5 protein-coding genes are annotated in these 5,003 nt (G+C 66.9%); 2 read left to right on the top strand and 3 right to left on the bottom strand.

Annotation, left to right across the window (positions count from 1 at the left end):
• Nucleotides 1-48 precede the first annotated feature (48 nt).
• A complete protein-coding gene (locus A5625_RS21260; RefSeq protein ID WP_066998557.1) occupies nt 49-1,569 on the top strand; it encodes an NAD(P)/FAD-dependent oxidoreductase in 1,521 nt (506 codons plus the stop codon).
• A 16-nt stretch (nt 1,570-1,585) separates the two neighbouring features.
• Nucleotides 1,586-2,158: a pyridoxamine 5'-phosphate oxidase family protein gene (locus A5625_RS21265; RefSeq protein ID WP_066998548.1), complete on the top strand. Its 573-nt coding sequence runs from the start codon at nt 1,586-1,588 to the stop codon at nt 2,156-2,158.
• On the opposite strand, the gene metK is transcribed toward A5625_RS21265, so the two are convergent.
• The 3 genes from metK to rpoZ form a co-directional block, all read right to left on the bottom strand.
• Nucleotides 2,142-3,353 (bottom strand): methionine adenosyltransferase, encoded by a 1,212-nt coding sequence (gene metK / locus A5625_RS21270; RefSeq protein WP_066998551.1) that lies wholly within the window; start codon nt 3,351-3,353, stop codon nt 2,142-2,144. The genes A5625_RS21265 and metK overlap by 17 nt on opposite strands.
• A gap of 94 nt (nt 3,354-3,447) precedes the next feature.
• The gene (gene coaBC / locus A5625_RS21275) at nt 3,448-4,704 is read right to left on the bottom strand and encodes a bifunctional phosphopantothenoylcysteine decarboxylase/phosphopantothenate--cysteine ligase CoaBC (protein ID WP_066998554.1); all 1,257 of its coding nucleotides are present in this window, start codon (nt 4,702-4,704) and stop codon (nt 3,448-3,450) included.
• Between the two features lie 18 nt (nt 4,705-4,722).
• A partial coding sequence (rpoZ, locus tag A5625_RS21280; protein ID WP_065056324.1) for a DNA-directed RNA polymerase subunit omega occupies nt 4,723-5,003 on the bottom strand: 281 nt, incomplete at its 5' end.

Raw genomic sequence — 5,003 nt, forward strand, 5'->3', positions numbered from 1 at the left:
CGCTGCGAACCGCCCTACACCGGTAAACCCGGAGCGTACGGTGAACGCATGAGCGAGCCGCGCCCGGCCCGGCCGGGGATCGATCCGACGGAGACCCCCGACTACCACACGCTGATCATCGGCGCCGGGTTCTCCGGCATCGGCGCGGCCATCAACCTCGACAAGGCGGGGCTGCCCGATTATCTGGTGATTGAAGCCGGCGACGGAGTCGGCGGCACCTGGCACTGGAATACCTATCCCGGTATCGCCGTGGATATTCCGTCGTTCTCCTATCAGTTCTCCTTCGAGCAGAGCCGGCACTGGTCGCGCACCTACGCGCCGGGCCGTGAACTCAAGGCCTATGCCGAACACTGCGCCGACAAATACGGCATCCGATCCCGGATCCGGTTCAACACCAAGGTGCAAACCGCCGAGTTCGACGACGAGCTCGGCCTGTGGCGGGTGCAGACCGACCCGGCCGGGCCGATCACCGCCAGGTTCGTGATCAGCGCGTGCGGCGTGCTGACGGTGCCCAACCTGCCCGACATCGACGGGGTGGATTCGTTCGCCGGGATCACCATGCACACCGCACGGTGGGATCACGACCAAGATCTGCGCGGCAAGCGGGTCGCGGTGATCGGCACCGGCGCCTCGGCCGTGCAAGTGGTTCCCGAAATAGCGCCAATTGTGTCGTCGCTCACCGTATTTCAGCGCACGCCGATCTGGTGTTTCCCGAAATTCGACGTCCCGCTGCCCGCTCCGGCGCGCTGGGCGATGCGAATTCCCGGCGGCAAGTTGCTGCAGCGACTGCTCAGCCAGGCGTATGTGGAACTCACCTTCCCCATCTCGGCGCACTATTTCACGGTCATCCCCCTGGCCAAGAGGATGGCCTCGCTGGGAAAGTCCTATCTGCGGCAGCAGGTTCGAGATCCGGCCGTGCGCGAGCAGCTCACTCCGAAGTATGCGGTCGGCTGTAAACGCCCCGGCTTCCACAACGGCTACCTCGCCACCTTCAACCGCGACAACGTGCGCCTGGTCACCGAACCGATCGACAAGATCACTGCGGATGCGGTGGCCACCACCGACGGTGAAACCCACGAGGTCGATGTGCTGATCCTGGCGACCGGCTTCAAGGTGATGGACCCCGACAATGTGCCCACGTTTGCGGTGACCGGAACCGGCGGAAAGTCGTTGAGCCGGTTCTGGGATGAGCACCGGCTGCAGGCCTACGAGGGCGTCACCGTACCTGGCTTTCCGAACCTCTTCACCGTGTTCGGTCCGTACGGCTACGTCGGGTCGTCCTATTTCGCGCTCATCGAGGCGCAGACCCATCACATCGTGCGGTGCCTCAAGCAGGCCGAGCGCCTCGGTGCGACCCGCGTCGAGGTGAGCCAAGAAGCCAACGATCGCTACTTCGACGAGATGATGCGTCGACGGCACCGGCAGATCTTCTGGCAGGACAGCTGCCGGCTGGCCAACAGCTACTACTTCGACAAGAACGGCGACGTGCCACTGCGCCCGGGCACCACCCCGGAGGTGTACTGGCGCAGCCGGCGGTTCAATCTGGACGACTACCGCTTCACCGGCTAGCGGCTACGCTGCTCACGTGGCAAAGGTATTCCCGAGCATCGACGCGTCGCTTCGCGACTTCATCCGCGAACAGGCCGTGTTCTTCGTCGCCACCGCCCCCTCCGAGGGGGGACGAATCAACCTCTCCCCCAAGGGATATCGCGACACCTTCGCCGTACTCGACGAGCACACCGTCGCCTACCTGGATCTGTTCGGCAGCGGTGTGGAAACCATCGCCCATGTACGCGACAACGGCCGCATCACCGTCATGTTCTGCTCGTTCACCCGCAACTCGCGAATCCTGCGGCTGTTCGGCACCGGACGGGTGGTCCGCCCGGACGACACCGAATTCGCAAGTCTCATAGGGCATTTCGGCGACCAGCATGCGGGTATCCGCGCCATCATCGTGATCGATGTGGAGCGGATCGCCGACGCCTGCGGATTCGCGGTGCCCTACTACGAGCTGGTCGACGAACGTCCGGTGCTCGACGCCGCGCACCGCAAGGCAACCGATGAGCAGTACGACCGGCGGATCAACCGCAACCGGCGCAGTATCGACGGACTGCCCGCGCTAGACGCCGACCACCCGGCGCCTAAATGGCGCGCTTGAGGTCGTCCACCTTGTTCAGCTGCTCCCACGGCAGTTCGACGTCGGTACGGCCGAAGTGCCCGTAGGCGGCGGTCTGTGCGTAGATCGGGCGCAGCAGGTCCAGGTCGCGGATGATCGCGCCGGGGCGCAGGTCGAACACCTCGGGCACGATCTTCTCGATCTTGACCGGGTCGACCGTCGCAGTGCCGAACGTCTCGATGAACAGCCCGACCGGGGCGGCCTTGCCGATCGCGTAGGCCACCTGGACCTCGACCCGCTCCGCCAGCCCGGCGGCGACGATGTTCTTGGCCACCCAGCGCATCGCGTAGGCCGCCGACCGGTCCACCTTGGACGGATCCTTGCCGGAGAAGGCGCCGCCGCCGTGCCGCGCCCATCCGCCGTAGGTGTCGACGATGATCTTGCGGCCGGTCAGGCCGGCGTCGCCCATCGGCCCGCCGAGGACGAATTTGCCGGTGGGGTTGACCAGCACTCGCGTCGCCGACGAGTCCAGGGTGTCGTGCGCCAGCTCGTCGAGCACGGTCTTGAGCACGTGCTGCCGGATGTCGGGATCCAGCGTCTTCTCCAGGTCGACCCCGTCGGCGTGCTGGGTGGAGATCACCACGGTGTCCAGCCGGACCGGAACGTCGTCCTCGTATTCGATGGTGACCTGCGTCTTGCCGTCCGGCCGCAGGTAGGGCAGCGTGCCGTTCTTGCGGACCTCGGTCAGCTTCCGCGACAGCCGGTGGGCGAGCGCGATCGGCAGCGGCATCCGCTCGGGGGTGTCGTTGATCGCGTAGCCGAACATCAGGCCCTGGTCGCCGGCGCCCTGGGCGTCCAGCGGGTCCGCGGCACCCTCGACGCGCGCCTCGTGGGCGGTGTCGACGCCCTGGGCGATGTCGGGCGACTGCTTGCCGATACCGATGTTCACCCCGCACGACGCCCCGTCGAAGCCCTTGTCCGACGAGTCGTAGCCGATGTCGAGGATGCGCTCGCGAACCGTGTTGGTGATGTCGGCGAACGCCTCTTTGGCCGTGGTCGTCACCTCACCCACCACGTGCACCTGACCGGTGGTGACCAGCGTCTCCACCGCGACACGTGAACGGGGGTCCTGGGCCAGCAGGGCGTCGAGGACCGAGTCGCTGATCGCGTCACAGATCTTGTCGGGATGTCCCTCAGTCACCGACTCACTGGTAAACAGGCGACCCTTTTCGCTCACTATGCCAATCCTTCCAATTAGTTAGTTAGCCGAATTATATCGGCTGGCGTCGGCCCGGTGCACCTGCCCCGGTGCCGAGAAGAACTCGACCGTGCTACCCGCTGCCCCCGTGCAGGAATGCGGCGATCGCATCCACGATACGACTGGCCATCAGTGTCTTGGAGCCGTGCTGCAGCGCGGACTCGGTGCCGTCGGCGGCCAGCAGCCAACCGTCGTTGTTGTCCACCTCGAAGGCTCTGCCTTCGCCCACCGCGTTGACGACCAATAGATCACAGCCTTTGTTGCGCAGCTTCGCCCGGGCGTGAAACAGCACGTCCCCGTTGGCGTCGCCGGTCTCGGCGGCGAATCCCACGATGGCCCGCAGGTTGGGCAGCTCGCCGTGCGCGCGTGCCCGCACCGCACCGGCCAGCACGTCGTCGTTGCGGACCAACTCGATGGTCGGCGGTCCCTCGACTCCCTTTTTGATCTTGGCGGCCGCAACCCGGGCGGGCCGGAAGTCGGCCACCGCGGCGGCCATCACCAGCACGTCGGCCTCGGGCGCATGCTTGGCCACCGCGTCGCCCAGTTGCTGGGCCGAGCTGACGTGGACCACCTCGACGCCGGCGGGGTCGATCAGTCCAGCCGTATGCCCCGCGATCAGCGTCACCTCCGCGCCGCGCTGGGCGGCCACCCGGGCCACCGCATAGCCCTGCTTGCCGGAGCTGCGGTTGCCGATGAAGCGCACCGGGTCGACGGGTTCGCGGGTACCGCCGGCGGTCACCAGCACCTTGCAGCCGGCCAGGTCGTAGCGAAGCGCGTCGTGGCGCTCCAGCAGCAGGTGAGCCAGCGTGGTGATTTCCTCGGCTTCGGGTAACCGGCCTGCCCCGCTGTCCGTCCCGGTGAGCCGCCCGGCGGCCGGTTCCAGTACCACCGCTCCCCGGCGGCGCAGCGTGGCCACGTTGTCCACGGTGGCCGGGTGCAACCACATCTCGGTGTGCATCGCCGGCGCGAACAGCACCGGACATCGCGCGGTGAGCAGGGTGGCGGTCAGCAGATCGTCGGCGCGGCCGTGTACGGCCCTGGCGAGTAGATCCGCGGTGGCCGGGGCGACCACGACCAAGTCGGCCTGCTTGCCGAGCTGGACGTGCGGAACTTCCGGGACGTCGCTGAAGACGCCGGTGTGGACCGGCTGGCCGGAAAGCGCCTCAAAGGTGGCCGCCCCGACGAAACGCAGCGCTGACTCGGTCGGGATGACACGGACCGAATGACCGGCCTCGGAGAGCTGACGAACGACGGTGCACGCCTTATAGGCGGCGATACCGCCGGAGACGCCGACGATGACCCGTTTGGAAATCCGGTTACGGTCGTACACAGCGCCCGGCCCGGCCTGTTACTCGCCCTCGGTGTGCTCGAGCAGGTCGCCGTGGATCTCGCGCATCGCGATCGAAAGCGGCTTTTCCTGCAGCCCCGGCTCGACCAGCGGCCCCACGTACTCGAGGATGCCCTCGCCGAGCTGGTTGTAGTAGTCGTTGATCTGGCGGGCCCGCTTGGCGGCATAGATCACCAGGGCGTACTTGCTCGAGACGCGGTCCAGCAGCTCGTCGATGGGCGGATTGGTGATGCCCAGCGGGGTGTCGTAGGCGCCCGGTCCCCCGGCGGACGGATCGAACC

The sequence above is a fragment of the Mycobacterium sp. 1465703.0 genome (assembly GCF_001672975.1).
In the GTDB taxonomy this organism is placed as follows: domain Bacteria; phylum Actinomycetota; class Actinomycetes; order Mycobacteriales; family Mycobacteriaceae; genus Mycobacterium.

Coding starts and splice junctions, on each gene's coding strand:
- A5625_RS21260 (WP_066998557.1), top strand. CDS start 49: ATGAGCGAGCCGCGCCCGGCCCGGCCGGGGATCGATCCGACGGAGACC.